Source organism: Aminobacter sp. HY435 (assembly GCF_027568395.1).
In the GTDB taxonomy this organism is placed as follows: Bacteria; Pseudomonadota; Alphaproteobacteria; order Rhizobiales; family Rhizobiaceae; genus Aminobacter.
In genome coordinates, this window is sequence record NZ_JANKZL010000009.1 from 165,407 (window position 1) to 187,418 (window position 22,012).

26 protein-coding genes are annotated in these 22,012 nt (G+C 62.4%); 21 read left to right on the forward strand and 5 right to left on the reverse strand.

Annotated features, from left to right (window positions below; genetic code table 11):
- Window positions 1-115: 115 nt before the first annotated feature.
- The 6 genes from PCJ21_RS14880 to PCJ21_RS14905 all read left to right on the forward strand — a co-directional run bounded on the left by PCJ21_RS14880 (window position 116) and on the right by PCJ21_RS14905 (window position 5,376).
- Window positions 116-1,279, forward strand: a complete 1,164-nt coding sequence (locus tag PCJ21_RS14880; RefSeq protein ID WP_269932194.1) for an acetyl-CoA acetyltransferase — start codon at window positions 116-118, stop codon at window positions 1,277-1,279.
- Window positions 1,276-2,001: an SDR family NAD(P)-dependent oxidoreductase gene (locus tag PCJ21_RS14885; protein ID WP_269932195.1), complete on the forward strand. Its 726-nt coding sequence runs from the start codon at window positions 1,276-1,278 to the stop codon at window positions 1,999-2,001. Before PCJ21_RS14880 ends, PCJ21_RS14885 begins: the two co-directional genes overlap by 4 nt.
- 72 nt (window positions 2,002-2,073) lie before the next feature.
- On the forward strand, window positions 2,074-3,075 hold the full coding sequence (locus tag PCJ21_RS14890) for an asparaginase (RefSeq protein WP_269932196.1): 1,002 nt from the start codon (window positions 2,074-2,076) through the stop codon (window positions 3,073-3,075).
- Between the two features lie 66 nt (window positions 3,076-3,141).
- On the forward strand, window positions 3,142-3,612 hold the full coding sequence (greA, locus tag PCJ21_RS14895) for a transcription elongation factor GreA (RefSeq protein ID WP_269932197.1): 471 nt from the start codon (window positions 3,142-3,144) through the stop codon (window positions 3,610-3,612).
- Window positions 3,613-3,738, forward strand: a complete 126-nt coding sequence (locus PCJ21_RS14900) for a hypothetical protein (protein WP_269932198.1) — start codon at window positions 3,613-3,615, stop codon at window positions 3,736-3,738. It begins immediately after the preceding gene.
- Window positions 3,739-3,828: 90 nt separating this feature from the next.
- Window positions 3,829-5,376 carry a helicase HerA-like C-terminal domain-containing protein gene (locus PCJ21_RS14905; protein WP_269932199.1) on the forward strand — a complete coding sequence of 516 codons (1,548 nt, stop codon included), beginning with the start codon at window positions 3,829-3,831 and terminating at the stop codon, window positions 5,374-5,376.
- 78 nt (window positions 5,377-5,454) lie between these two features.
- On the opposite strand, the gene PCJ21_RS14910 is transcribed toward PCJ21_RS14905, so the two are convergent.
- Both PCJ21_RS14910 and PCJ21_RS14915 read right to left on the reverse strand, forming a co-directional pair.
- Entirely contained in the window at window positions 5,455-6,201 is a 747-nt protein-coding gene (locus tag PCJ21_RS14910) for a L,D-transpeptidase (RefSeq protein ID WP_269932200.1), read from the reverse strand.
- A 180-nt stretch (window positions 6,202-6,381) separates the two neighbouring features.
- Complete coding sequence (locus tag PCJ21_RS14915) at window positions 6,382-7,044, reverse strand: haloacid dehalogenase type II (protein WP_269932201.1); 663 nt, start codon at window positions 7,042-7,044, stop codon at window positions 6,382-6,384.
- Window positions 7,045-7,183: 139 nt separating this feature from the next.
- Between PCJ21_RS14915 and PCJ21_RS14920 the strand changes: the two genes are divergently transcribed.
- The 4 genes from PCJ21_RS14920 (at window position 7,184) to PCJ21_RS14935 (ending at window position 10,363) form a co-directional block, all read left to right on the forward strand.
- Complete coding sequence (locus tag PCJ21_RS14920) at window positions 7,184-8,062, forward strand: branched-chain amino acid aminotransferase (protein WP_269932202.1); 879 nt, start codon at window positions 7,184-7,186, stop codon at window positions 8,060-8,062.
- Window positions 8,063-8,170: 108 nt separating this feature from the next.
- Window positions 8,171-8,767, forward strand: a complete 597-nt coding sequence (locus PCJ21_RS14925; protein ID WP_269932203.1) for a superoxide dismutase — start codon at window positions 8,171-8,173, stop codon at window positions 8,765-8,767.
- A 194-nt stretch (window positions 8,768-8,961) separates the two neighbouring features.
- A complete protein-coding gene (locus tag PCJ21_RS14930; protein ID WP_269932204.1) occupies window positions 8,962-9,399 on the forward strand; it encodes a c-type cytochrome in 438 nt (145 codons plus the stop codon).
- 10 nt (window positions 9,400-9,409) lie between these two features.
- Window positions 9,410-10,363, forward strand: coding sequence for a cytochrome c (locus tag PCJ21_RS14935; protein WP_269932205.1), 954 nt, complete (start codon window positions 9,410-9,412; stop codon window positions 10,361-10,363).
- A 41-nt stretch (window positions 10,364-10,404) separates the two neighbouring features.
- On the opposite strand, the gene PCJ21_RS14940 is transcribed toward PCJ21_RS14935, so the two are convergent.
- The gene (locus PCJ21_RS14940) at window positions 10,405-12,504 is read right to left on the reverse strand and encodes a S9 family peptidase (protein ID WP_269932206.1); all 2,100 of its coding nucleotides are present in this window, start codon (window positions 12,502-12,504) and stop codon (window positions 10,405-10,407) included.
- A gap of 117 nt (window positions 12,505-12,621) precedes the next feature.
- On the opposite strand from PCJ21_RS14940, the gene PCJ21_RS14945 reads away from it, so the two are divergent.
- From PCJ21_RS14945 to PCJ21_RS14985, 9 genes are all read left to right on the forward strand, one after another.
- Window positions 12,622-12,990 (forward strand): SH3 domain-containing protein, encoded by a 369-nt coding sequence (locus PCJ21_RS14945; protein WP_269932207.1) that lies wholly within the window; start codon window positions 12,622-12,624, stop codon window positions 12,988-12,990.
- 140 nt (window positions 12,991-13,130) lie between these two features.
- Window positions 13,131-15,449 carry a putative monovalent cation/H+ antiporter subunit A gene (locus PCJ21_RS14950; protein ID WP_269932307.1) on the forward strand — a complete coding sequence of 773 codons (2,319 nt, stop codon included), beginning with the start codon at window positions 13,131-13,133 and terminating at the stop codon, window positions 15,447-15,449.
- A 1-nt stretch (window position 15,450) separates the two neighbouring features.
- Window positions 15,451-15,870 carry a Na+/H+ antiporter subunit B gene (locus PCJ21_RS14955; protein WP_269932208.1) on the forward strand — a complete coding sequence of 140 codons (420 nt, stop codon included), beginning with the start codon at window positions 15,451-15,453 and terminating at the stop codon, window positions 15,868-15,870.
- Window positions 15,870-16,247, forward strand: a complete 378-nt coding sequence (locus PCJ21_RS14960) for a Na+/H+ antiporter subunit C (protein WP_269932209.1) — start codon at window positions 15,870-15,872, stop codon at window positions 16,245-16,247. Before PCJ21_RS14955 ends, PCJ21_RS14960 begins: the two co-directional genes overlap by 1 nt.
- A 2-nt stretch (window positions 16,248-16,249) precedes the next feature.
- Window positions 16,250-17,812 carry a Na+/H+ antiporter subunit D gene (locus PCJ21_RS14965; protein WP_269932210.1) on the forward strand — a complete coding sequence of 521 codons (1,563 nt, stop codon included), beginning with the start codon at window positions 16,250-16,252 and terminating at the stop codon, window positions 17,810-17,812.
- Entirely contained in the window at window positions 17,809-18,282 is a 474-nt protein-coding gene (locus PCJ21_RS14970; protein WP_269932211.1) for a Na+/H+ antiporter subunit E, read from the forward strand. The genes PCJ21_RS14965 and PCJ21_RS14970 overlap by 4 nt, the downstream gene beginning before the upstream one ends.
- Complete coding sequence (locus PCJ21_RS14975; RefSeq protein ID WP_442866019.1) at window positions 18,279-18,596, forward strand: cation:proton antiporter; 318 nt, start codon at window positions 18,279-18,281, stop codon at window positions 18,594-18,596. The genes PCJ21_RS14970 and PCJ21_RS14975 overlap by 4 nt, the downstream gene beginning before the upstream one ends.
- A complete protein-coding gene (gene mnhG, locus PCJ21_RS14980; RefSeq protein ID WP_269932212.1) occupies window positions 18,596-18,961 on the forward strand; it encodes a monovalent cation/H(+) antiporter subunit G in 366 nt (121 codons plus the stop codon). Before PCJ21_RS14975 ends, mnhG begins: the two co-directional genes overlap by 1 nt.
- A gap of 271 nt (window positions 18,962-19,232) precedes the next feature.
- Entirely contained in the window at window positions 19,233-19,658 is a 426-nt protein-coding gene (locus tag PCJ21_RS14985; RefSeq protein WP_269932213.1) for a MucR family transcriptional regulator, read from the forward strand.
- A gap of 15 nt (window positions 19,659-19,673) precedes the next feature.
- Here the strand turns inward: PCJ21_RS14985 and PCJ21_RS14990 are convergent, their stop codons facing one another.
- The gene (locus PCJ21_RS14990) at window positions 19,674-20,030 is read right to left on the reverse strand and encodes a cytoplasmic protein (RefSeq protein ID WP_269932214.1); all 357 of its coding nucleotides are present in this window, start codon (window positions 20,028-20,030) and stop codon (window positions 19,674-19,676) included.
- Window positions 20,031-20,245: 215 nt separating this feature from the next.
- On the opposite strand from PCJ21_RS14990, the gene PCJ21_RS14995 reads away from it, so the two are divergent.
- Both PCJ21_RS14995 and PCJ21_RS15000 read left to right on the forward strand, forming a co-directional pair.
- Entirely contained in the window at window positions 20,246-20,668 is a 423-nt protein-coding gene (locus PCJ21_RS14995; RefSeq protein ID WP_269932215.1) for a helix-turn-helix domain-containing protein, read from the forward strand.
- Window position 20,669: 1 nt separating this feature from the next.
- Entirely contained in the window at window positions 20,670-21,470 is an 801-nt protein-coding gene (locus PCJ21_RS15000; protein WP_269932216.1) for a DUF6456 domain-containing protein, read from the forward strand.
- Between the two features lie 10 nt (window positions 21,471-21,480).
- Here the strand turns inward: PCJ21_RS15000 and PCJ21_RS15005 are convergent, their stop codons facing one another.
- Window positions 21,481-21,909: a SufE family protein gene (locus PCJ21_RS15005; RefSeq protein ID WP_269932217.1), complete on the reverse strand. Its 429-nt coding sequence runs from the start codon at window positions 21,907-21,909 to the stop codon at window positions 21,481-21,483.
- Between the last annotated feature and the right edge of the window lie 103 nt (window positions 21,910-22,012).

Here is a 22,012-nt window from a genome sequence, read left to right on the forward strand (position 1 = left end):
AGTGCCTCATTTCCGACGTTGAAAGCGGTATGGATTTGTTCAATATTGAACTTAATAGGGGCGTTGGATTCACCCCGTAAATGGCGCAACATGCGCCTTGCGATTGGAGGCAGTGATGACCGCATGCATCGTAGGCTGGGCGCATTCGCGTTTCGGCAAGCTTGAAGGCGAAACGCTGGAAAGCCTTATCACGCAGGTTGCCAACGAGGCGCTTGCGCATGCCGGGATCGGCCCGCAGGATGTCGATGAAATCGTGCTCGGCCACTTCAATGCCGGCTTTTCCGCCCAGGATTTCACCGCAAGCCTTGTGCTGCAGGCCGACGACCGGCTGCGTTTCAAGCCGGCGACCCGCGTCGAGAACGCCTGCGCAACGGGTTCGGCGGCGGTGCGCCAGGGCATTCGCGCGGTCAGTTCCGGCCAGCGCATCGTGCTGGTGGTCGGCGCCGAGCAGATGACGACGACGCCAGGGCCGGAGATCGGCAAGAACCTGCTTAGGGCATCCTATCTGCCCGAGGACGGCGATACTCCGGCGGGGTTCGCCGGTGTATTCGGCAAGATCGCGCATGCCTATTTCCAGCGCTACGGTGATCAGTCGGACGCGCTGGCGATGATCGCAGCCAAGAACCACAAGAACGGCGTCGAGAATCCTTATGCCCAGATGCGCAAGGATTTCGGTTTCGACTTCTGCCGCCAGGAAAGCGAGAAGAACCCCTTTGTTGCCGGGCCGCTCAAGCGCACCGACTGTTCGCTGGTCTCCGACGGCGCCGCAGCCCTGGTCCTGACCGACAGCACGACGGCACTTGGCATGCGCCGGGCAGTCGCTTTCCGGGCCAACGAGCATGTGCAGGACTTCCTGCCGATGTCGAAGCGCGACATCCTGCAGTTCGAAGGCTGCGAGGTGGCCTGGAACAAGGCTCTCAAGTCGGCAGGCGTAACCCTCGACGACCTGTCTTTCGTCGAGACGCATGACTGCTTCACCATTGCCGAGCTGATCGAGTACGAGGCGATGGGCCTTGCCCCGCGCGGCGAGGGCGCCCGGATTGCCATGGAAGGCATCACCGCCAAGGACGGCCGCTTGCCGGTCAATCCCTCCGGCGGTCTGAAGTCGAAAGGGCACCCGATCGGTGCTACCGGCGTTTCCATGCATGTCCTGACGGCGATGCAGCTGACCGGCGAGGCAGGCGGCATCCAGGTCAAGGACGCCAAGCTCGGCGGCATCTTCAACATGGGCGGCGCTGCCGTCGCCAACTACGTGTCGATCCTGGACCGCATCAGATGAAGCATTCCGCCATCGTCATCGGTGGCGCTTCGGGCGTCGGTCTTGCAGTGACCGAGCGCCTGATCGCGGACGGATGGCCGGTGGCGGTGATCGATCCCGACGGTGGCGCGCTGGAGGCTGCCGAAGACCAGATCGACAACGATGATGTCGTGTTCATCGAAGCCGATCCGACCGACGAGGACGACATCGCCGAAGCGTTCGACCAGGTGGTGGACCGGCTTGGCCTCGTCGGCGGGCTGGTGTCCGTCGCAAGCTTTGCGCGATGCGCCACGGTGGAGGACACCAGCGCCGAGACGTTGCGCGAAGCGCTCGATGTCAATCTTGTCGCGCCGTTCATCGCGGCGCGCGCAGCGCTTGAACGAATGGGTGCTTCTCTTTCGATCGTCAGCATCGGCTCGGTGGCCGGCTTGCGCGCGCATCGCGGCCAACTCGCTGTTTCCGCCTCGCAAGGCGGCCTCAAGCTGATGTCGGAGGTCATCGCGCTGGAATATGCGGGCCGCGGCGTTCGCGTGAATGCCATCGCTGCCGGTCCGACCATGGAGGCCGCGGGCAATGGCTGGGCCGAACCGCAGCACCTGCCCCAGGCGCGCTATGCCGAACCCGAAGAGATTGCCGCAGCGGCAGCGTTTCTGCTGTCCCCCGAGGCGAGCTATGTCAACGGCCATACGCTGGCCGTGGATGGCGGATTGCTCGCCGCCGCGCTATCGGTAGGCTGGCCGTGACGTCCGGTTGCCGTGCTGGCGACGTGTCCGGTTGGACCTGAATTCCCGCACGTTCATGAAGGCTCGCAAACAATGACAAATCCGGTCCTGGTCGAGGTGCTGCGCGGCAGCCTCGTCGAAAGCGCCCATCGCGGATCGTTCGTGGTGATGGATGCCGATGGCAGGAACGTTGCCGCCGCTGGTGACACCGGGCGCCCCGTCTTTCCGCGTTCGGCGGTGAAGGCGATACAGGCGCTGCCCTTCGTCGAGAGCGGCGCTGCCGACGCCTACGGATTCGGCAATCGCGAGATCGCACTCGCCTGCGCTTCGCACTCCGGCGAAAAGCCGCACACCGATGTTGCTAACGCGATGCTGGGCAAGGCCGGTCTCGACGTCGGCGCGCTCGAATGCGGTGCTCATTGGCCAGACCACGAAACGACGGTGGCGCTGGCGCGCAGCGGCGGTTCGCCAACCGCCTTGCACAACAATTGTTCGGGCAAGCATTCAGGCTTTGTCTGCACCTGCCGCCATCTCGGCATCGATCATCGAGGCTACGTCCGGCCCGGGCACCGCTTCCAGCAGATGGTGCGGCAGGCGATGGAGGACGTGACGGGTGCCGCGCACAATGAGACCAATCGCGGCACGGATGGCTGCTCGATCCCGACCTTTGCAGTGCCGCTCGACAATCTGGCGCTCGGCTTCGCCCGCATGACGACCGGCAAGGGGATGTCGCCGGAGCGCGCCAGGGCTGCCCGCCGATTGCTCGGCGCCTGCATGGCCGAACCTTTCATGATCGCCGGAACCGGAAGGGCCGATACGGAGTTGATGCAGGCCGCACCCGGAAGGATTTTCGTCAAGATCGGCGCCGAAGGCGTCTTTTGCGCGGCGGTCCCTGAACTTGGAGTGGGCATTGCCCTGAAGAGCGACGACGGCGCCGGACGGGCAGCCGAGGCCATGATCGCAGCCATACTGGCGAAGCTTCTGGCAAGCGACCATGCACTGGCAGAGACGCTGGCCAGGGCATCGAGCCCGGTGCTGAAAAACTGGAACGGCATCGAGGTCGCGTCGTTGCGGCCGACGGCCGCTTTCGGCTGAAGGGTGTAGGGCAACAGGCCGGTTTGCCGGCTTGTTATCGAAGCAACGAATACTTAGGTTCAATTGATGAGCAGAGCTTTCACCCGCGAAGACGACAGTGAAAACCAGATCGCCGACATCGGCGAGCGGCCTGTCAGCACCCACCGCAATCTCGTGTCGGAGCGCGGGCTTGCGCAGATCGAATCTGAGCTTGCCGGCTTGCGCGAGGACCTGGCAAAAGCCGAGGCAGACGCTGACCGCGAAAGGATCGCGACCGTTTCGCGCGACCTGCGCTACTGGCAGTCCCGGCGCGAAACGGCCGAGGTGTCTGTGCCGGAAACCGACAGTTCCGTCGTGCGCTTCGGCATGACGGTGACCATCGAAGACGATGACGGCAAGCGCAACCGCTGGCAGATCGTCGGCGAGGATGAAGCCGACGCCGCCAAGGGGCGCATCTCCCACGTCTCGCCCATGGCGCTTGCACTGTTCGGCAAGTCGGTCGGCGACGTCGCGACCGTCAATGGCCACGATTGGGAAATCGTCGAACTGAAAGCCTGAATGCCGGATTTCGACGGCTATGGTGTGATCGCGGAAAAATGCGGCCGCACCCGCCTCGCGCTCGCGCGCGGTCTCCATCTTGCGTTCGAATTCTTCCGGATCGTCCTCGGCCGGGCGAAGGATTGAACCAAGCCATTGTCGGGTCGCTGAGGCGCATCTATACCTTTGAAGGAACCGCCAGGGCGGTCGCGCATCAGCATTGGGAGAAGGTCGCCGATGGCACAGGACGAGAGCATTTTCATTGGTGCCAGCCGCAAGCCGGACGATAGCTACCAGAGACCCGAGGCCTTGCTGTTGAAATACGGCAATCGTCATGGATTGGTCACCGGTGCAACAGGCACAGGCAAGACCGTGACGCTGCAGATACTTGCCGAAGGTTTCTCCAATGCTGGGGTTCCGGTGTTCTGCGCCGATATCAAGGGCGATTTGTCGGGCATCGCGATGATGGGCGAGGCGAAGGATTTTCTCGTCGCCCGCGCGCAGGCGGTGAAGCTCGATCCCTATGAATTCCAGGAATTCCCGGTGATCTTCTGGGACCTGTTTGGCGAACAAGGACACCCGATCCGCGCGACGGTGTCGGAAATGGGGCCGCTGCTGCTGTCGCGTCTGATGAACCTGACCGACGCACAGGAAGGCGTGCTCAACATCGCGTTCCGCATTGCCGACGAAGAAGGCCTGCTACTCCTCGACATGAAGGACCTGCAGGCGCTGCTCACCAACATCGCTGATCGCGCCGAAGAAATCGGCGCACGCTATGGCAACGTGACCAGGCCGTCGGTTGGGGCAATCCAGCGTTCGCTGCTGGTGCTCGAACAACAGGGCGGCAACCATTTCTTCGGCGAGCCGGCGCTCAACATCGCCGACATCATGCGCACCACGCGCGACGGTCGCGGCGCCATCAACGTGCTTGCCGCCGACAAGCTGATGATGAACCCGCGGCTCTATGCGACGTTCCTGCTGTGGCTGCTGTCGGAGCTGTTCGAGGTGCTGCCGGAAGTCGGAGACCCCGACAAGCCCAAGCTGGTGTTTTTCTTCGACGAGGCACATCTGTTGTTCGACGAGGCGCCGAAGATCGTCGTCGACCGCGTCGAACAGGTGGTTCGCCTGATCCGCTCGAAAGGCGTCGGCGTCTATTTCGTCACCCAGAACCCGCTCGATGTGCCGGAAACGGTGCTGGCGCAGCTTGGCAACCGCGTCCAGCATGCGCTGCGCGCCTACACCCCGCGCGAACAAAAGGCCGTGAAAACAGCGGCCGATACGTTCCGTCCCAACCCGGATTTCGACTGTGCCAAGGCGATCACCCAGCTCGGCACCGGTGAGGCGCTCGTCTCCACGCTTGAAGCCAAGGGCGTGCCGTCGATGGTTCAGCGAACCTTGGTCCGCCCGCCGGCATCCAGGCTTGGACCGGTCACTCCGCAAGAGCGCCAGAAGCTGATCAACGAAAGCCCCGTCGCTGGACAATACGACAAGGCGGTCGACCGGGAATCGGCGTTTGAAATGCTGCAGAAAAAGGCAGCGCAGGCTCAACAGGCGCAACAGGAAGCCCAGCAGGCCAATACCGGCGGTGGCGGCGGCTGGACGATACCTGGATTCGGCAACGACAGCGGGTCGCAGACCTCAGGAAAGAGCGCCCCGCGACCGCGCGCCTCCAACCGCCAGTCGGTCTCGGAAGCGGCCATCAAGTCGGTGGTTCGGTCGGTCGGGTCGTCGCTCGGGCGTGAGCTGGTGCGCGGTATCCTCGGCAGCCTGAAGAAGGGCTTCTGAGGGGGCTTTTCAGTCCGCGGAATCAAGAACGGCGCGTCGAGGGACGCGCCGTTTTTTTGTTGTCGGAACGCTGCCTTGTCAGGCGGTGCCGAGGCTGCTGGTGACCAGGATCGGCGTCTTGCTCGGAACGCGATCGTAGAGATCGATGATGTCCTGGTTCATCAGGCGCACGCAGCCCGAAGAAACCGACTTGCCGATGGTCCACCATTCCGGCGATCCGTGGACGCGATAGAGCGTGTCCTCGTTGTTCTTGAAGATGTACAGCGCACGCGCCCCAAGCGGGTTGTTGAGGCCCGGCTGCATGCCGCCATTGCGGACGCTGTACTTCTCGAGTTCGGGCTGGCGGCCGATCATCTCGTCCGGCGGCGTCCACTTCGGCCACTTGCGCTTCCACTGGATGACGGCGCGGCCCGACCAGGCAAACCCAGCGCGGCCAAGGCCGACGCCATAGCGGATCGCTTCACCATTTTCCCTGACGAGGTAGAGGAAGTGGGTCGACGTATCGACGACCAGCGTTCCCGGGCGCTCGCCCGTTGGATCGGCAACGATCTGCCGCCGGAACTGTGCCGGAACCTTCTTGATCGGAATGCCGGGAACTTCGTAGCCCTCGTCGAGGACCGAAGCGTACATGCTGGCATAATCCTGGCCGAAGCCGGGGTCGACGCTGACCGGCGGCGGGGTGAGGCCGGGAGGCGCGTCGATGATGCGCGACCCTCCGCCGACAGTGCTGCAGGCCGACAATGCGGCGGTTGCAGCGCCAGCAGCTGCGAGGTTCAGGAATCCGCGACGGCTAAGGTGGCGGGACGAATCTATGGGAATGGGCATGATGGCGGGTCTAGATTTCCAATTCGAAATAAATGGTGAATGCGAAGGTAAAGGCGTTGGCCCCTGTAACGCTGCGATGGATAGGCCGTTCCAAATCAGGCCTGAGGGAGGATAAAGCATGGCGAAGCTGTGACGGGCCAATCACTGTTGCGTCAGGGGCACAGTGCCGTAGGGGGAGGGTCAGCCGTGGACGAGCAGACCTTCGAGTGAAGGCAGGATCAGCGCCGGCGGCAGATCCTTGTATTCGTCCGGTTGTCCGCTGCGATTGATCCAGACGGTACGGCAGCCGAACCTTGTGGCGCCCGCGATGTCCCAGCGGTTGGACGACTGGAACGAGATTGCGTCCGGGTAGAGCCGCCAGCTGCTGGCGACGAGGTCGTAGACCGATTGGTCGGTCTTGAAGCGGCGGACGCTGTCGACGGAGAATATCTCGTCGACGATGAGGTCGAGGCCGGCGGAACGGACCGCCGCCTCCAGCATCGCCGGCGAGCCGTTCGACAGGATGGCGAGCCGTGCGCCGTTGTCCTTGAGTCCGCGCAGCACGGCAGGTACTTCGGGATAGCAGTCGAGCCGCCAGTAGGCGTCGAGCAGCTTGCTGCGCATGGCCGGATCGGCGGACGGCACCTTCAGGAACGCGAAATCCAGCGCCTGCTCGGTGAGCTGCCAGAAGTCGACATAGGCGCCCATCAATGTCCGGACCCAGGAATATTCGAGCTGCTTGGCGCGCCAGATCTCCGACAGCAGCTGACCTTCGGGTCCGATATCCGCAGCATGGCGGCGCACGGCGGCATGGACGTCGAAGAGAGTGCCGTAGGCATCGAATATGTAGGCGGAGTGGCGCATGATCGTTGTTTTCCAACGGCTTGCGGCATAGTGCAAGCAGAACTGCCGGCTGGCTCCAACATTTCGCGGTCGTGCCGGTTGACGCAGCCACGGCAAAGCCTTTCCATGGCGCATCAATGGAGATGACGGAGCCCTTCCCATGACGCTCGCGGCGGCAGCACAATCTGCGACCTGGACCTATGTCGACGGCGATTGGTACGAGGGCAATGTCGCTCTCATTGGACCGCGCAGCCACGCCATGTGGCTGGCCTCGACCGTATTCGATGGCGCGCGATGGTTCGAAGGGGTTGCGCCGGACCTCGAGGCGCATTCGCGCCGGGTGAATGCGTCGGCCATTGCGCTTGGCCTCAAGCCGACGATGAGCCCGGAGCATATCGTGGGGCTGACCTGGGACGGTCTCAAGAAATTCGACGGCAAGACGGCGGTCTATATCCGCCCGATGTATTGGGCCGAGCATGGCGGTTACATGGGCGTTCCCGCCGATCCCGCCTCGACGCGCTTCTGCCTGTGCCTGTACGAATCGCCGATGCTTCCGCCGACCGGGTTTTCGATCGGCCTGTCGCCGTTCCGCAGGCCGAGCCTCGAGACGATGCCGACGAACGCCAAGGCAGGCTGTCTCTATCCGAACAACGGTCGCGCCATCCTCGAAGCCAAGATGCGCGGCTTTGACAATGCGCTGGTCCTGGACATGCTCGGCAATGTCGCCGAGACCGGGTCGTCGAACATTTTCCTCGCCAAGAACGGCCAAGTCTACACACCTGCCGCCAACGGGACGTTCCTGTCGGGAATCACGCGCAGCCGTACCGTGTCGCTGCTTGCCGAGGCCGGGATGACCGTCATCGAAAAGACCTTGTCGGTGCGCGAATTCCTCGAAGCCGATGAAATTTTCACCACAGGCAACCATTCCAAGGTGGTGCCCGTTACCCGTATCGAAGAGCGAATTCTCCAGCCCGGACCCGTAGCAAAAAAGTCGCGCGAGCTATATTGGGAGTGGGCGCATTCGGCGGCCCAGGCCTGAGTGCAGCAACGGAAGAAACGCGTCTCTTATTTGTTGTCACACGCTGACAACTACCTATCTGTAGACGGCATAGTCATGCCGCGAATTGCCAGCAAGGGAGTATGATCCATGGCTTTTGAATTGCCCGAATTGCCCTACGCCTATGAGGCGCTGCAGCCCTTCATGTCGAAGGAGACGCTCGAGTTCCACCACGACAAGCATCACAAGGCATACGTCGACAACGGCAACAAGCTGGCTGTCGAAGCCGGCATGGAAAACCTGTCGCTGGAAGAAGTCGTCAAGCAGTCGTTTGGCAAGCATGCCGGCCTCTTCAACAACGCTGCCCAGCACTACAACCACGTCCATTTCTGGAAGTGGATGAAGCAGGGCGGCGGCGGCAACAAGCTGCCTGCAGCCCTGCAGAAGGCGATCGATTCCGATCTCGGCGGCTACGACAAGTTCAAGGCCGACTTCATCGCCGCCGGCACCACCCAGTTCGGCTCGGGCTGGGCCTGGCTCTCCGTCAAGAACGGCAAGCTCGAGATTTCGAAGACGCCGAACGGCGAAAACCCGCTGGTGCACGGCGCGACCCCGATCCTTGGCGTCGACGTCTGGGAGCATTCATACTATATCGACTATCGCAACGCCCGCCCAAAATACCTCGAAGCGTTCGTCGACAGCCTGATCAACTGGGATTATGTGCTCGAGCGTTACGAAAACGCTTGAGGCATTCGCCTGGTACACTTCGCATGTACTTGTGGAAGTGAGCGAAAACCCCGGCTCGGCCGGGGTTTTTTGTTTCGAATGGAGCAGTACCAAGGAAGCGCCGAACTCACGCAAGCGTGAAGAGAATTTCGGGACGAATTCGGCCAGTTTGGCCGTTGCCCCCAAGGCAGCTGTTGCAATCCGGAGAGGAACCTATGAAGAAACTCGTGTTTGCCGTTACGGCGCTGGCGCTCATTAGCACCACAGCGTTCGCCGACGTCATCGCCGACCGCCAGGCGGTCATGAAGGCAAACGCCAAGGAAGTTGGCGTACTCGTCAAGATGGTCAAGGGCGAGAACCCGTTCGACGCCGCGGCCGTCCTGGCTGCGTTGACCGCGCTCAACGACAATGTCCAGAAAATCGATGTCGCGGCGTCCTTCCCCGCCGGAAGCGACAAGGGCGACACCACCGCTTCGCCGAAGATCTGGGAAGACCCGGCCACGTTCCAGGCCGAGGTCGACAAGTTCAAGAAGGTCACGGCCGATGCTGTCGCAGCGCCGGCACAAGACCTCGACGCGCTGAAGGCTCAGGTCGGCACCATCGGCCAGACCTGCGCCAGCTGTCACGAGACCTTCAGGGTCAAGAAGGGCTAACCCCTTTCGAATGGCCGCATTCAAGAAAATAGTCGTTGCGGCTCTGGTGCTTGGTGGCGCTGGGGCCGTCGCGTTGTGGTGGCTGACGATGCCACAGCGCCTCAGCGAGGCCGAAATAGCCGCGCTGGGCACTGGCGACGCAACGCGCGGCCAGCGCATCTTCGACGCCGGCGGCTGCGCTTCCTGTCATGCCCAACCCAAGGCCGAAGGCGATGCGCGGCTGCAACTGGCTGGAGGTGTCGAGCTCAAGACACCGTTCGGCACCTTCGTAGCGCCCAACATCTCATCCGACCCGACAGATGGGATAGGGGCGTGGTCGCTGGCCGATTTTGCCAATGCGATGAAGAATGGCGCTTCTCCAGCGGGGGAGCACCTCTATCCTGCCTTCCCCTATGCCTCCTACGCCAGGATGCAGCCGCAGGATGTCGCCGACCTTTATGCCTTCATGAAGACGCTGCCGCCTGTTGTGGGCCGCGCGAAGGAGCATTCATTGAGCTTTCCGTTCAATGTCCGTCGCGGCATTGGCCTGTGGAAGCTGGTGCATCTGAGCGACCAGCCGGTCGTTGCCTTTGCCGAGGGCACGCCTGAAAAGGTGCTGCAGGGGCGCAATCTGGTTGAAGGCGCAGGCCATTGCGGCGAATGCCATACGCCACGCGGCTTCGATGGCGGCGCGCTCACCGGCCAGTGGCTGGCCGGGGCAGTCGCTGCCGAAGGCGAGGGCGTGGTCCCGAACATTTCGCCCGAGGGCAAGGGTATCGCCGGCTGGTCCGAAGGCGACATCGTCGGCTATCTCGAAACCGGCTTCACGCCGGAGTTCGATTCGGTCGGTGGCACCATGGCCGAAGTGCAAAAGAACATGGCGCGGCTGACCGCCGCGGACCGCGAAGCAATTGCGGCCTATCTGAAGGTTATCCCCGGGCACCCCAACGGGTTCCCCGCGCAGGCGGCCAAGCCTGGCGGTTGAAGGCTGCCGGCGGCTGAACTGCCGCCGGCTCGCCTTGATCGCTACGCCCGCCCGACGACCTTCAGGGCAAAAGCATAGTTGAAGGCTACCTCCTCCAGGCGGGAGAACCGGCCCGAAGCGCCTGCGTGTCCCGAATCCATGTTGATCTTGAACAGCACCGGGCTGTTGCCCGTCTTGCGTTCACGCAGGCGCGCTGCCCATTTCGCCGGCTCCCAGTAGGTGACGCGCGGGTCGGTCAGGCCAGCAACCGCGAGAATCGGCGGGTAGTCGAGTGCGGCAACATTGTCGTATGGCGAGTAGGCGGCGATGGTCTTGTAGTCGTCTTCCGAAGCGATGGGATTGCCCCATTCGGGCCATTCCGGCGGTGTCAGCGGCAAGGTGTCGTCGAGCATCGTGGTCAGCACGTCGACGAACGGAACTTCCGCGATGATGCCGGCGAAGGCTTCGGGAGCCATGTTGGCTATGGCGCCCATCAGCATGCCGCCGGCCGAACCGCCTTGCGCGACGATGTTTTCGTGCGAGGTGTAGCGCTCGGCGACCAGGTGGTGCGCGCAGGCGATGAAGTCGGTGAAGGTGTTTTGCTTGGCCGCGCGCTTGCCGTCGTCGTACCAGGCGTAGCCCTTGTCCTTGCCGCCGCGGATATGGGCGATGGCATAGACGAAGCCGCGGTCGACCAGCGACAGGCAATTGGTGTTGAAAGATGCCGGGATGGTCATGCCATACGAGCCATAACCATAGAGCAGGCAAGGCGCGGTGCCGTCGAGCGGGGTATCGCGGTGGTACAGGAGCGAGATCGGCACCAGTTCGCCATCGGGGGCAGGGGCCATCAGGCGGCGGGTGACGTAGTCGTCAGCGTTGTGGCCTGACGGCACTTCCTGCGTCTTGAGCAGGGTGCGTTCGCGCGTGCGCATGTTGTAGTCGAACAACTGCGACGGCGTGGTCATCGAAGAGTAGCTGAAGCGCATGACGTCGGTGTCGTATTCATACGATCCCGACAGTCCGAGCGAGAACGCCTCCTCGGGGAAGGTGATGTGATGTTCGGCGCCGGTGGCGCGTTCGTGCACGACGATGCGCGGCAGGCCTTCCTTGCGTTCGAGCCGCACCATGAAATCCTTGAAGCCGATGACCGACAGGATCAGACGGCCGGGCTCATGGGCGACGAGTTCCTGCCAGTTGGCGCGCACCGGATTGCTCGCCAGCGCGGTCATGATCTTGAAGTCCTTGGCGCCGTCGGCATTGGTCAGGACGAAGAAGATGTCGCCGCCTTCCTCGAGATCGTATTGCAGCCCGGTTTCCCTGACCGCGACGAGCCTGGGCTCGGCCAGCGGGTCGGTCGCCGGGAAAATGCGGTATTCCGACGTTTCGTGATCGCTGATCGAGACGATGATCCAGTCGTTGTTACGCGTGCCGCCGACATTCATGAAGAAACCCGGGTCGGTCTCCTCGTAGATCAGGCGGTCGGCCGCGGGGGCCGTGCCGAGCGCGTGATAAAACACCTTCGAGGGACGGTGGTTGGGGTCGAGCCGCGTGTAGAAGAAGCCGGCATTTGCGGCATCCCATACGCCTGAGCCGCCGGTGTCACCAACGACGTCGGCAAGCTCGTCACCGGTCGAAAGGTCGCGGACGCGCAGCGTGTAGAATTCCGAACCCTTGTCGTCGAAGCCCCAGATCAGGTGCTGGTGATTGGACGAATGGTCGAGGCCGCCGAGGCGGAAATAGGCGTGGCCGTCGGCCTCCTTGTCACCATCGAGGATGATTTCTTCGGGGCCGCCCGCGCTCGGGATGCGGAAATAGCGCGGCTGCTCGCCGCCCTTCTTGAACGAGGAGCCGTAAGCGAAGGGGCCATCCTTCATCGGAACCGAGGAATCGTCTTCCTTGATGCGGCCCTTCATTTCACCAAACAGCGTCTTGCGCAGTTCGGACGTGTCGGCCATCAGCTCGGACTGATAGCCGTTTTCAGCTTCGAGATGGCTGCGGATGGCAGGATCAAGCAGGCTTGGATCCCTGAACACTTCTTGCCAGTTGTCGGCGCGCAGCCAGGCATATTCATCGACCCGGGTGATGCCGTGCCGGGTGTCGTAAACGGGCCGGCGCTCCGTCGAGGGCGCAGCAATGTCGGCGAAGATGGCGGGTCTGGTCATTGGGTCTCGCATGGGCTGAATCTTGAACGCCGAATGAACACGCCGATCAGGGCGGGTTCAAGGGCCGAGTTGCATAAGTTCGTCATCCTGCAGACTGACCGTTCCCGGAGAGGAAAGATGACACAGTTCTCAACGTTGGCAGCCGCGCTCGCGATATCGTCGACCGGCGTGTTTTCCGCCGTTCAATCCCACGCCAGCGCTTTTGTCGGATGGCAGGTCGCCAACGTGCCTTGGGGCGATACGCTGAACATTCGCAAGTATCCTTCCAATGGTTCGCAGAAGCAGGCGGCCTATCCGAATGGCACTGTGCTGCAGATGACCGGCAAATGTACCGGAGGCGTCGATCTGTTCGACATCGAACATCAGCCCGAGTGGAAGCAGGAGCGGCGTGTCCGCTATCGCTGGTGCCAGGTCTGGCATGACCCGGCCCAGAACGGCCACTTCGTCACCGGATGGGTCTACGGCAAGTACATCACGCCGTATTGATCGCCGTTTTGGCGTTGCAAACCCTGCGTCAGCGAGAGTCGTTGACAAGGTCGGTTCTGGCTTGCCCCTCGGCGGCGCGGCGTCTATGCCCTTGTCAAACAACGTGAGCACGCAAAGAGGGCCCGCCGCTGACCTTCCTCATTCTCATGCTGCCGTTCGCCGGAGCTTTGCTGGCTCCTCTCCTGGTTCGCATGATGAAACACAATGCCGGGTGGCTGCTGGCAGCTATTCCGCTGGCCGTCTTTCTGCATTTCGCCGGAATGATCGCATCCGTCAGCACTGGAAACGCGGTTTCCGGTGGGTTTGACTGGGCGCCTAGTCTTGGCCTGCACTATCAGTGGTTTCTCGACGGTCTGTCGCTGACTTTTGCCCTTCTCATTTCCGGCATCGGCACGCTTATCGTCGTCTATTCGGGCGGATACCTGAAGGGACATCCCCATCAGGGACGTTTTTTCTCGTTCATTCTGCTGTTCATGGGCGCGATGCTGGGGCTGGTTGTCTCGGACTCTTTCCTGATGCTGTTTGTCTATTGGGAGCTGACCTCGATCACCTCGTTCCTGCTGATCGGGTTCGACCATTCGCGCGAGGCTTCCCGTCGCGCGGCGTTGCAGGCCTTGCTGGTGACCGGGATAGGCGGGCTGTCACTGCTCGCCGGGCTGCTGGTGATTTCCCAGGCGACCGGCATCGACCACCTCTCGACGCTGCTCGGCGCGGGCGATGTCTTGCGCCAGAGCCCGCTCTACCTCGCGGCGCTTTTGCTCGTGCTGGGCGGCGCCTTCACCAAGTCGGCGCAGTTCCCGTTTCATTTCTGGCTGCCCAACGCCATGGAGGCGCCGACGCCGGTTTCCGCCTACCTGCACTCGGCGACCATGGTGAAGGCCGGCGTCTACCTGGTGATGCGGCTCAATCCGGCGATGGGCGACACCGTGGCGTGGGAGACGATCCTGCCTCTGTTTGGCGGCGCGACGCTGGCCGTCGGAGCGCTTCTGGCCATTCGCCAGACCGACCTCAAGCAGATGCTCGCCTACACGACTGTTGCCTCGCTCGGGCTGCTGGTGATGCTGACGGGGCTCGGCTCGGACAAGGCGGTCGAAGCGGCGGTGCTCTATCTGGTGGCGCACTCGTTGTTCAAGGGCGCGCTGTTCATGGTCGCCGGCCTGATCGACCATGAGAGTGGCACCCGCGACATCACCATGCTCAGCGGTTTGCGCAAGGCGATGCCGGTCACCTTTGCGGCAGCGATGCTCGCGGCGTGCTCGATGGGCGGATTGCCGTTGTTCTTCGGCTTCCTGGCCAAGGAGGAAATCTATGCCGCGCTCGGCTCGCCGCATGGCTGGCAGGCGCTTTTGCTGTTGGTCGCAATCTGCGCCAATGCACTGATGTTCGCCATCGGCTTTTCCGTGGCGCTGAGGCCGTTTGTCGGCGTAGCGACAAAGACACCGAAGGCCGCGCATGAAGGCCCACTCTCCCTATGGCTCGGGCCGGCGATCCTCGGCGCAGCAGGGCTCGTTGCGGCGCTGGCCTATCCGGTGACCCACCTGTACTTCTCTTCGCCCGCGGCGAGTGCAGTCGCCGGCAAGCCGGTCGATGTGCACATCCCGGTGATCCCCCATGTCAGCCTGCCGCTGCTGCTCTCGGCGCTGACCGTGGCGCTCGGCATCGCCGCGTATCTTGGCCTCGACCGGCTGCGGGGCATGATGGCCAACGTGCTGGGCGCCATCGGCTGGGGGCCGGACAAGGGTTTCGACCAGGTCTTGCGCGGCCTGCTGCGCTTTTCGACCGGGCTGACGCGGATCATCCATTGCGGCCGGCTCGACGTCTACATGACCGTAACGTTCATCGCTCTGGCGGTGTCGCTGCTGCTGCCGATGGCGCTGTTCGGCGAGTTGCCGTCGATGCCTGCGGTGCCTGACTTCCGGTTCTATGAATGGGCCGTGCTGGCGATCGCCGTGATTGGCGTTGTGGCCGTGGTGCGGGCCCGCAGCCGCCTGGCGGCAATCGTGTCGCTGGGCATCCAGGGCTTTGCAGTCGCCTTGCTTTACATGCTGTTCGGCGCGCCCGACCTGTCGTTCACCCAGTTCATGGTCGAAACGCTTTCGGTGGTGATCCTGGCGCTGGTGATGACGCGCCTGCGGCTAGCCCCCACCGATCACCGGCCGCTGGTTCAGAAGCTGCTTGACGCCACGGTTGCCAGCGCCTGCGGCGTTGCCTTGGCGCTGCTGCTGCTCAAGGTGACCCAGATGCCGTTCGACGATCGGCTGTCGCAGTTCTTCAATACATATTCCAAGACCATCGCGCATGGCCGCAACGTCGTGAATGTCATCATCGTCGATTTCCGCGGTCTCGACACGCTTGGCGAAATCGCCGTGGTGATGATCACCGGCCTCGCCATCCTGGCGCTGGTTCGCATACGTCCGAAGAATCCGGTGTCCGGCGCAAAAGTCGCGGAGGAGGCGTAGCATGCAGACGCTGATATTCCGGACCGCTGCTCCTTTGCTGACCGGGCTGATGCTGTTGTTTTCGGTGTTCGTGCTGCTGCGCGGGCACAACGAGCCCGGCGGCGGCTTTACCGGCGGGCTGATCGCGGCCTCGGCCTTTGCCATCCTCGGCATAGCGTTTGGCGTGCCGGCGGTGCGGCGGGCGCTCTATTTCCATCCGATGGCGATCTCCGGCTTCGGCCTTTTCATCGCGGCGCTCGCCGGCCTGCCGTCGCTCGATCTTGGGATGCCCTTCCTGACCGGCCTGTGGGCTGCGCCGAGCCTGTTTGGCATGACTGTCGATCTGTCGACCGTCATGGTCTTCGATGTCGGCGTCTATCTCGTCGTGGTGGGATCCATCACCTCGATCGCGCTCGCGCTTGAAGACAGGGAGCACGATTGATGGAACCTGCCTTTGCCGTACTTGTTGGCCTGTTCTTTGCCGGCGGCATATACCTGATGCTGTCGCGCCACATCATCCGCATCCTGCTTGGCGTCGTGTTGTTCGGCAATGCGGTCAACCTGCTGATCTTTACCAATGGCCGCATCCTCAGGGAGGTCCCGCCGGTCATCGGCGAGGGGTTGGACATGCCCGTCGGGCTGGTCGCCAACCCGCTGCCGCAGGCGCTGATCCTGACGGCGATCGTCATTTCGTTTTCGTTCTTCGCCTTCCTGCTGGTTCTCGCCTATCGCGCCTATCAGGAGATCGGCACGGACGACACCGACGGCATGCGCATCGCCGAACCCGTCGACGACGGCCTGCCGCCGATGGGGTACTGACGATGGCGGCGACTGATGTGATGGTCGACAAGACGGCGGCCATGATTGCCGCCCCGGTTACGGCAGCGGACTGGCTGGTGATCGCGCCGGTGCTGCTGCCGATCATGTTCGGCGCGCTGCTGGTGATGATCCGGCACAGCATCCGCTGGCACGCCCTGATCGCACTGGGTGTGCTGGCGGCGATGATAGGGGCAAACGTCCTGCTGCTGATGCGAGTGCTGGAGGTCGGCCCCGTCTCAATGACGATGGGAAGCTGGCTGCCGCCTTTCGGCATCTCGTTCACCGTCGATGCGCTTGGCGCCGCGTTTTCGCTGACCGCTTCTGTCGTGGCGCTGCTATGCTGCGCGTCGTCGGTTCGCGATATCGATGCCGCCGGCCGGAGATATGGCTTCTATCCGTTCCTGCTGTTGATGATGGCCGGCGTCAGCGGTGCATTCCTGACCGGCGACATGTTCAATCTGTATGTCTGGTTCGAGGTCTTCCTGATCTCGTCCTTCGGCCTGCTGATCCTGGGATCAGAGAAGCCGCAGATCGACGGCGCGACCAAATATGCCGTTCTCAATCTTGTCGGCACGACGCTGTTCCTGATTGCCACGGGCTACCTCTATGGCACCTTCGGCACGCTCAACATGGCCGACCTCGCCGTGAAGGCCGGGCAGATGGGTGAAGTTGCCCCGCTGATGACATTGGCGTCGCTGTATTTGCTGGCGTTTGGCATGAAGGCCGCGGCGTTCCCGGTCAATTTCTGGTTGCCGGCCTCCTATCACACGCCGCCGGTCATCACCGGTGCGCTGTTCGGCGGACTGCTGACCAAGGTTGGCGTCTATGCCCTGTTGCGCACGCTGGTGATGATCTTCGCTGTCGAACGGGCGGTGCTTTCGGGTGTGATCGGCTGGGTGGCGGTGGCGACGATGCTGGTCGGCGCGCTCGGCGCGCTGGCGCAATCCGACATCCGCCGCATATCGGGTTTCCTGGTCATTTCAGGCGTCGGTATCATGCTGGCCGGCATTGCGCTGGGCAGCGTCGGCGGACTGTCCGGGGCGATCTTCTATGCGTTGCATTCAATGCTGGCGTTGTCGGCCCTTTATCTGCTGGGCGGGCTGATGCGCCAGAAGGGCGGCAGTTTCTCGCTGCATACACTCTCGGGGCTGTATCTTGCCAGCCCGCTGATGACTGCGCTTGCCTTCATCATCGCGCTTGCCGTCGCCGGTCTGCCGCTCGGCTCCGGCCTGTGGCCGAAGGTCATGCTGGTGCGGGCGTCGCTCGAAGCCGGCGCCTGGCCGCTGGCGCTGGCGATCCTGGCGAGCGGTTTTCTCGCGACCATCGCGCTGGGCCGGGTGTTCATCCTCGCGTTCTGGCGCAACGGCATAGCGGGCCAGCCGAGGCTCGAAGCAGGCAAGGTTTCGTTGACCGGGTATGGAGCGGTCTCGGTTTTGGTCATTGCGATCCTGGCGATGGGATTGGCGCCCGAGCCGTTCATCCGCGTTACGACCGCGGCGGCAACCGGATTGCTCGACAGCTCGGCCTATGTGCATGCGGTGTTTCCTGCGGGAGGCGTGCAATGATTCCGTTTCGCAACGAACTGCTGCTGACCCTGGTGTGGGTCGCGATCTCGGGTAGCTACACGCTGCCGAACATCGTTTTCGGCTTCGCCATAGGCTGGGTGGTGCTGTTCATCGTGCGCGACCAGCTGCAGTCGGCCAGGGTGGTGATCCGCCCCTGGGCGACGTTTCTCCTGGCGTTGCTGTTCGTCAAGGAACTCGTGCTGTCATCGGTCCGGGTTGCTCGCCTTGTTCTGTCCCCACGCCTGGACATCAAGCCTGGCATCTTTGCCTATCCGCTGCGGGTGGAGCGCGATTTCGAGATCACCTTGCTCGCCAACCTGATCACGCTGACGCCGGGAACACTGTCGGTCGATGTTTCCGATGACCGGCGCACGCTGTTTGTGCATGGCATGGATTGCTCCGATCCGGATCAGGCACGCGCGGACATTCGCCAGGGCTTCGAGAGGATGATCATGGAGGCGTTCCGATGATGTCTGGGGCCGCGTTCCTGAACATGAGCGCGATATTCGCGCTTGGCTTACTTAGTGTTTCCTTTCTTCTTGTCGTCTATCGCGTGCTGAAAGGACCGACATTGCCTGATCGCATACTGGCGCTCGACATGCTCGTCGCCGTTGCCATCGGATTTATCGCCGTGCTTGGCATCAAGTCCGGCTTCACGCTCTATGTCGACGTCGCCATAGCACTTGGCCTTGTCGGGTTCCTCGCAACGGTCGCATTCGCGCGCTTTGTCTTGAGCGGCGGTGTCGATGCGAAGAATGACGAGGCTGAGGAGGAGAGGCCGTGATGGGAGATATTGGGTCATACCTCGCAGGTATATTGATTGTGGTTGGGGCGTTGTTTGCTCTGACCGCATCAATTGGGATCATACGCCTTCCGGATGTGTATACGCGCATGCATGCGGCGTCGAAGGCCGGAACGCTGGGTTCCTGCCTGATGCTGATTGGACTAGCGGTCTACATTGGCGAAGCGGCGACGACCGTTCGCGCGCTGGCTGGCGTGTTGTTCTTTTTGTTGACGGCCCCAATTGCGGCTCATTTGCTTGCAAAAGCCGCATATTCGGCGGGTTATCGGATGTGGCAGGGCTCCGTCAGCGACGATCTTGCTGAAACAGTTCAAGCGTCAAAGAAGAACCGCCAGGCCGAGCCATAACGTTCGCAATGCCCTTCCGGGACAACTATTGACGTTGTGTGACTTGATCTCAATCAAAGGCCAGGGCGTATCAAAAAGGTTCATTTGTTAGAGAAATGAAGAGATGATTGTTCTTGGTTTCGCAAAGAATAGTGAATTGACTTGATAACGCTCTGGGGTCATTAAAGTGACTAAGCGCGAGTCGTAATGGCAGTTTACGATACAAGAACGCGTCGTATCCCGGTCGCAGCATCGGGCAAAAAACATCCAGTCACATTGGGGCCTGAAACATATGGATACTTCCGAAACACCTCACGCAAATAGCGATGCGCTGATCGAGCTGACCGCCGATGTGGTTGCAGCTTATGTCAGCAACAATCCGGTTCCGGTTGGAGAGCTTCCCGCACTGATCGCCGACGTCCACGCCGCCCTCGGCCGCGTCGGCAATGTCTCCGAAGCGCCCCCCGCCGACAAGCAGAAGCCGGCCGTCAATCCCAAGCGGTCGGTGCATGACGACTTCATCATCTGTCTCGAAGATGGGAAGAAGTTCAAATCACTCAAGCGTCACCTGATGACCCACTACAACATGACCCCCGATCAGTATCGGGAGAAGTGGGGCCTCGACGCCAGCTATCCGATGGTGGCGCCGAACTATGCTGCGGCACGTTCCCAACTCGCCAAGAAGATGGGTCTCGGCCGCAAGCGCAAGGGCAAGTAAGCCTTTGAGCGATAGTCAGCTAGCGGCGTCCTCGGACGCCGTTTTGCTTTTCGGCTGACGCCGGCGAGGCCGCAGCGCCAGGCGCGCGGGCTCGTCCGGGAATACGCCCCTTAAGCGGTCGCGCACCTGCTTCAGCGCGATGTGGCGATTGAGGTCATAGCTCCAGTGGCGGTTAATGCCGCGCAATCGCTCACGCTCGATGGCCCGTTCCAGACGCTTGAGCAAGGCCATGGTTGCTTCGGAACCGCAGCCCAAGGCGTCGTCGAGTTCGATGCCGCAGCACAGTTGCAAGGCAGCTCTTTGCCGGGCATCTGTGAGTTCGGCGCGTTTTTCTTGTCTGAATGCAGCAATTTCCCTCGATAGATCCCGCATCGCTTCCCTGCATGGCCACTGTCTGATCGGGCGATCTTGAGGCCGGATTGGAGGGTGGGGATAAACAGCGATCGAATTTCTTTGCGGTGAAATAATTATTCCAATGATTACAGCGACTTGAGCTCGCAGCGTTTGCTGGGGTGTTCATTTTTTGTTCACACCCTTCGCGCTCACCGATATAAGAACTTATTCCTATTTATGGAGGGGTGAGTTTGGTGGGATCTAGCTCGGCACTATTGACGCGGCGGCAGTACGAGGCCCGCGAAGCAGCCGCGACGGACGATCAGCCGGCGTCCGACCTTGTCGCAGCGAAGCGGCGAGACGAAGTCGTCGAGCGATGCGACGCCATGATCGACCTGATGGCCGCGCTGTTTGGCGTGCCTGGCAAGGAACTGCGCCGCGTCGGGCGCACGAGCAATGACATCAGCCGCCTTCGCCAGATATCGATGTATGTCGCCCATGTCGTCTTTCGCTTCAGCATGGCCGAGGTGGGGCGTGGCTTCGGCCGTGACCGCACGACAGTTCTCTATGCCTGCCATACTGTCGAAGACCTGCGCGACGACGCCGAGTTCGATCGCATCGTGGCGCTGGCCGAGCGCGTGGTGATTGCCGCCTTTCGTGACCGGATGGAGCGCTGATATGGCGGGCGACGAGAAGGAACGCGCTCGCGCGCTGAGGCTTCTGGCAAAAGGTGGAGCCGATGTGAGCCCGGCCGCTGTCGCAGGCAAGCTGGTGCTCGCCAACGACAGGGGCGAACGAGTTGCCGTGGGCGCCGACCTCGTGGCGGCGATCGCGAAGGAAGGCCTTGTGGCCAGGTGCGGCGCCAAATTGCAATTGACCGCCACCGGCCACGCCAAGGTCCGGCGCGATAGTGGCCAGGACGACCCGTTCCAGGCCCAGCACCGGGAGATCGGGGCGATCGTGATTGACCTTGAGCAGGGAATGCATGTGGCGTCAGTGAACCTGTCGGAATCGCCGCTGGGCCAACTGGCAAGACGCAAGACCAAGGCCGGCGCGACCTATCTGAGCGCCCGAGAATTCAATGCGGGAGAGCGCCTTCGCTCGGACTATGCACGCGGTCAGATCATGCCCCGCCTGGGCGCCAACTGGGTGGCCAGCATTGCCTCGGGAAAACGCGGCGGTGGAAGCGGCGGGGCCGTGGAACTGACCGATGCAGCGCTCGCAGCCCGGCAGCGGGTAGACAACGCGATCGACGCCGTGGGACCGGAACTGGCAGGCGTCCTGATCGATGTGTGCTGCTTCCTCAAGGGGCTGGAGCTTGTCGAAGCGGAACGCGGCTGGCCGATGCGCTCGGCAAAGGTCGTGCTGAAATCGGCGCTTGGCGTTCTCGCCCGCCACTACGAGCCGGCTGGCGGGCCAAAAACCGCCCGCAGGTTCGTTCATTGGGGGGCCGACGACTACCGGCCGAAGCTGGGATGAGCCGTTAGCTCTACGCCAGTTGGCGCGAGGCAGCCTCGGCGTCGCGCTTGATGCGCTTCACCATCGAACGCAGGCCGTTGGCGCGTTGCGGCGAAAGATGCTCGTTGAGACCCAGCTCCCTGAGGGTTGCTTCGACGTCTATGCCGACAATCGCGCTCGCGCGATGGCCGGAAAACAGTGCCAGCATGATCGCGACAAGGCCGCGCACGATGTGCGCGTCGGAGTAGCCGTCGAAGCGGATGACGGGATCGGCGCCTTCGCCGACATGGGTGATCAGCCAGACCTGGCTGACGCAGCCCTGGACCTTGTTGGCGTCGGTCTGTGCGCTCTCCGGGAACGCAGGTAGCGCCTCGCCAAGGTCAATCACGTAGCGGTAGCGGTCCTCCCACTCTTCAAGGAAGGAGAAGTCGTCGCGGATGGTATCGATCGAGGTCGTCATTGTGGCTTGGATATAGTGCCCGGACGGCTGGCCGTCACGAAAAAAGAAGTCGCGGCGCGAGAACAGTTCGGGATCCTTGCGTCGCACTGCCGAGGTGTGGCGC

Excerpts from the sequence above, each read along its gene's own strand:
- PCJ21_RS14880 (WP_269932194.1), top strand. The coding sequence starts at position 116 with ATGACCGCATGCATCGTAGGCTGGGCGCATTCGCGTTTCGGCAAGCTT.
- PCJ21_RS14885 (WP_269932195.1), top strand. The coding sequence starts at position 1,276 with ATGAAGCATTCCGCCATCGTCATCGGTGGCGCTTCGGGCGTCGGTCTT.
- PCJ21_RS14890 (WP_269932196.1), top strand. The coding sequence starts at position 2,074 with ATGACAAATCCGGTCCTGGTCGAGGTGCTGCGCGGCAGCCTCGTCGAA.
- greA (WP_269932197.1), top strand. The coding sequence starts at position 3,142 with ATGAGCAGAGCTTTCACCCGCGAAGACGACAGTGAAAACCAGATCGCC.
- PCJ21_RS14900 (WP_269932198.1), top strand. The coding sequence starts at position 3,613 with ATGCCGGATTTCGACGGCTATGGTGTGATCGCGGAAAAATGCGGCCGC.
- PCJ21_RS14905 (WP_269932199.1), top strand. The coding sequence starts at position 3,829 with ATGGCACAGGACGAGAGCATTTTCATTGGTGCCAGCCGCAAGCCGGAC.
- PCJ21_RS14910 (WP_269932200.1), bottom strand. The coding sequence starts at position 6,201 with ATGCCCATTCCCATAGATTCGTCCCGCCACCTTAGCCGTCGCGGATTC.
- PCJ21_RS14915 (WP_269932201.1), bottom strand. The coding sequence starts at position 7,044 with ATGCGCCACTCCGCCTACATATTCGATGCCTACGGCACTCTCTTCGAC.
- PCJ21_RS14920 (WP_269932202.1), top strand. The coding sequence starts at position 7,184 with ATGACGCTCGCGGCGGCAGCACAATCTGCGACCTGGACCTATGTCGAC.
- PCJ21_RS14925 (WP_269932203.1), top strand. The coding sequence starts at position 8,171 with ATGGCTTTTGAATTGCCCGAATTGCCCTACGCCTATGAGGCGCTGCAG.
- PCJ21_RS14930 (WP_269932204.1), top strand. The coding sequence starts at position 8,962 with ATGAAGAAACTCGTGTTTGCCGTTACGGCGCTGGCGCTCATTAGCACC.
- PCJ21_RS14935 (WP_269932205.1), top strand. The coding sequence starts at position 9,410 with ATGGCCGCATTCAAGAAAATAGTCGTTGCGGCTCTGGTGCTTGGTGGC.
- PCJ21_RS14940 (WP_269932206.1), bottom strand. The coding sequence starts at position 12,504 with ATGACCAGACCCGCCATCTTCGCCGACATTGCTGCGCCCTCGACGGAG.
- PCJ21_RS14945 (WP_269932207.1), top strand. The coding sequence starts at position 12,622 with ATGACACAGTTCTCAACGTTGGCAGCCGCGCTCGCGATATCGTCGACC.
- PCJ21_RS14955 (WP_269932208.1), top strand. The coding sequence starts at position 15,451 with ATGCAGACGCTGATATTCCGGACCGCTGCTCCTTTGCTGACCGGGCTG.
- PCJ21_RS14960 (WP_269932209.1), top strand. The coding sequence starts at position 15,870 with ATGGAACCTGCCTTTGCCGTACTTGTTGGCCTGTTCTTTGCCGGCGGC.
- PCJ21_RS14965 (WP_269932210.1), top strand. The coding sequence starts at position 16,250 with ATGGCGGCGACTGATGTGATGGTCGACAAGACGGCGGCCATGATTGCC.
- PCJ21_RS14970 (WP_269932211.1), top strand. The coding sequence starts at position 17,809 with ATGATTCCGTTTCGCAACGAACTGCTGCTGACCCTGGTGTGGGTCGCG.
- PCJ21_RS14975 (WP_442866019.1), top strand. The coding sequence starts at position 18,279 with ATGATGTCTGGGGCCGCGTTCCTGAACATGAGCGCGATATTCGCGCTT.
- mnhG (WP_269932212.1), top strand. The coding sequence starts at position 18,596 with ATGGGAGATATTGGGTCATACCTCGCAGGTATATTGATTGTGGTTGGG.
- PCJ21_RS14985 (WP_269932213.1), top strand. The coding sequence starts at position 19,233 with ATGGATACTTCCGAAACACCTCACGCAAATAGCGATGCGCTGATCGAG.
- PCJ21_RS14990 (WP_269932214.1), bottom strand. The coding sequence starts at position 20,030 with ATGCGGGATCTATCGAGGGAAATTGCTGCATTCAGACAAGAAAAACGC.
- PCJ21_RS15000 (WP_269932216.1), top strand. The coding sequence starts at position 20,670 with ATGGCGGGCGACGAGAAGGAACGCGCTCGCGCGCTGAGGCTTCTGGCA.
- PCJ21_RS15005 (WP_269932217.1), bottom strand. The coding sequence starts at position 21,909 with ATGACGACCTCGATCGATACCATCCGCGACGACTTCTCCTTCCTTGAA.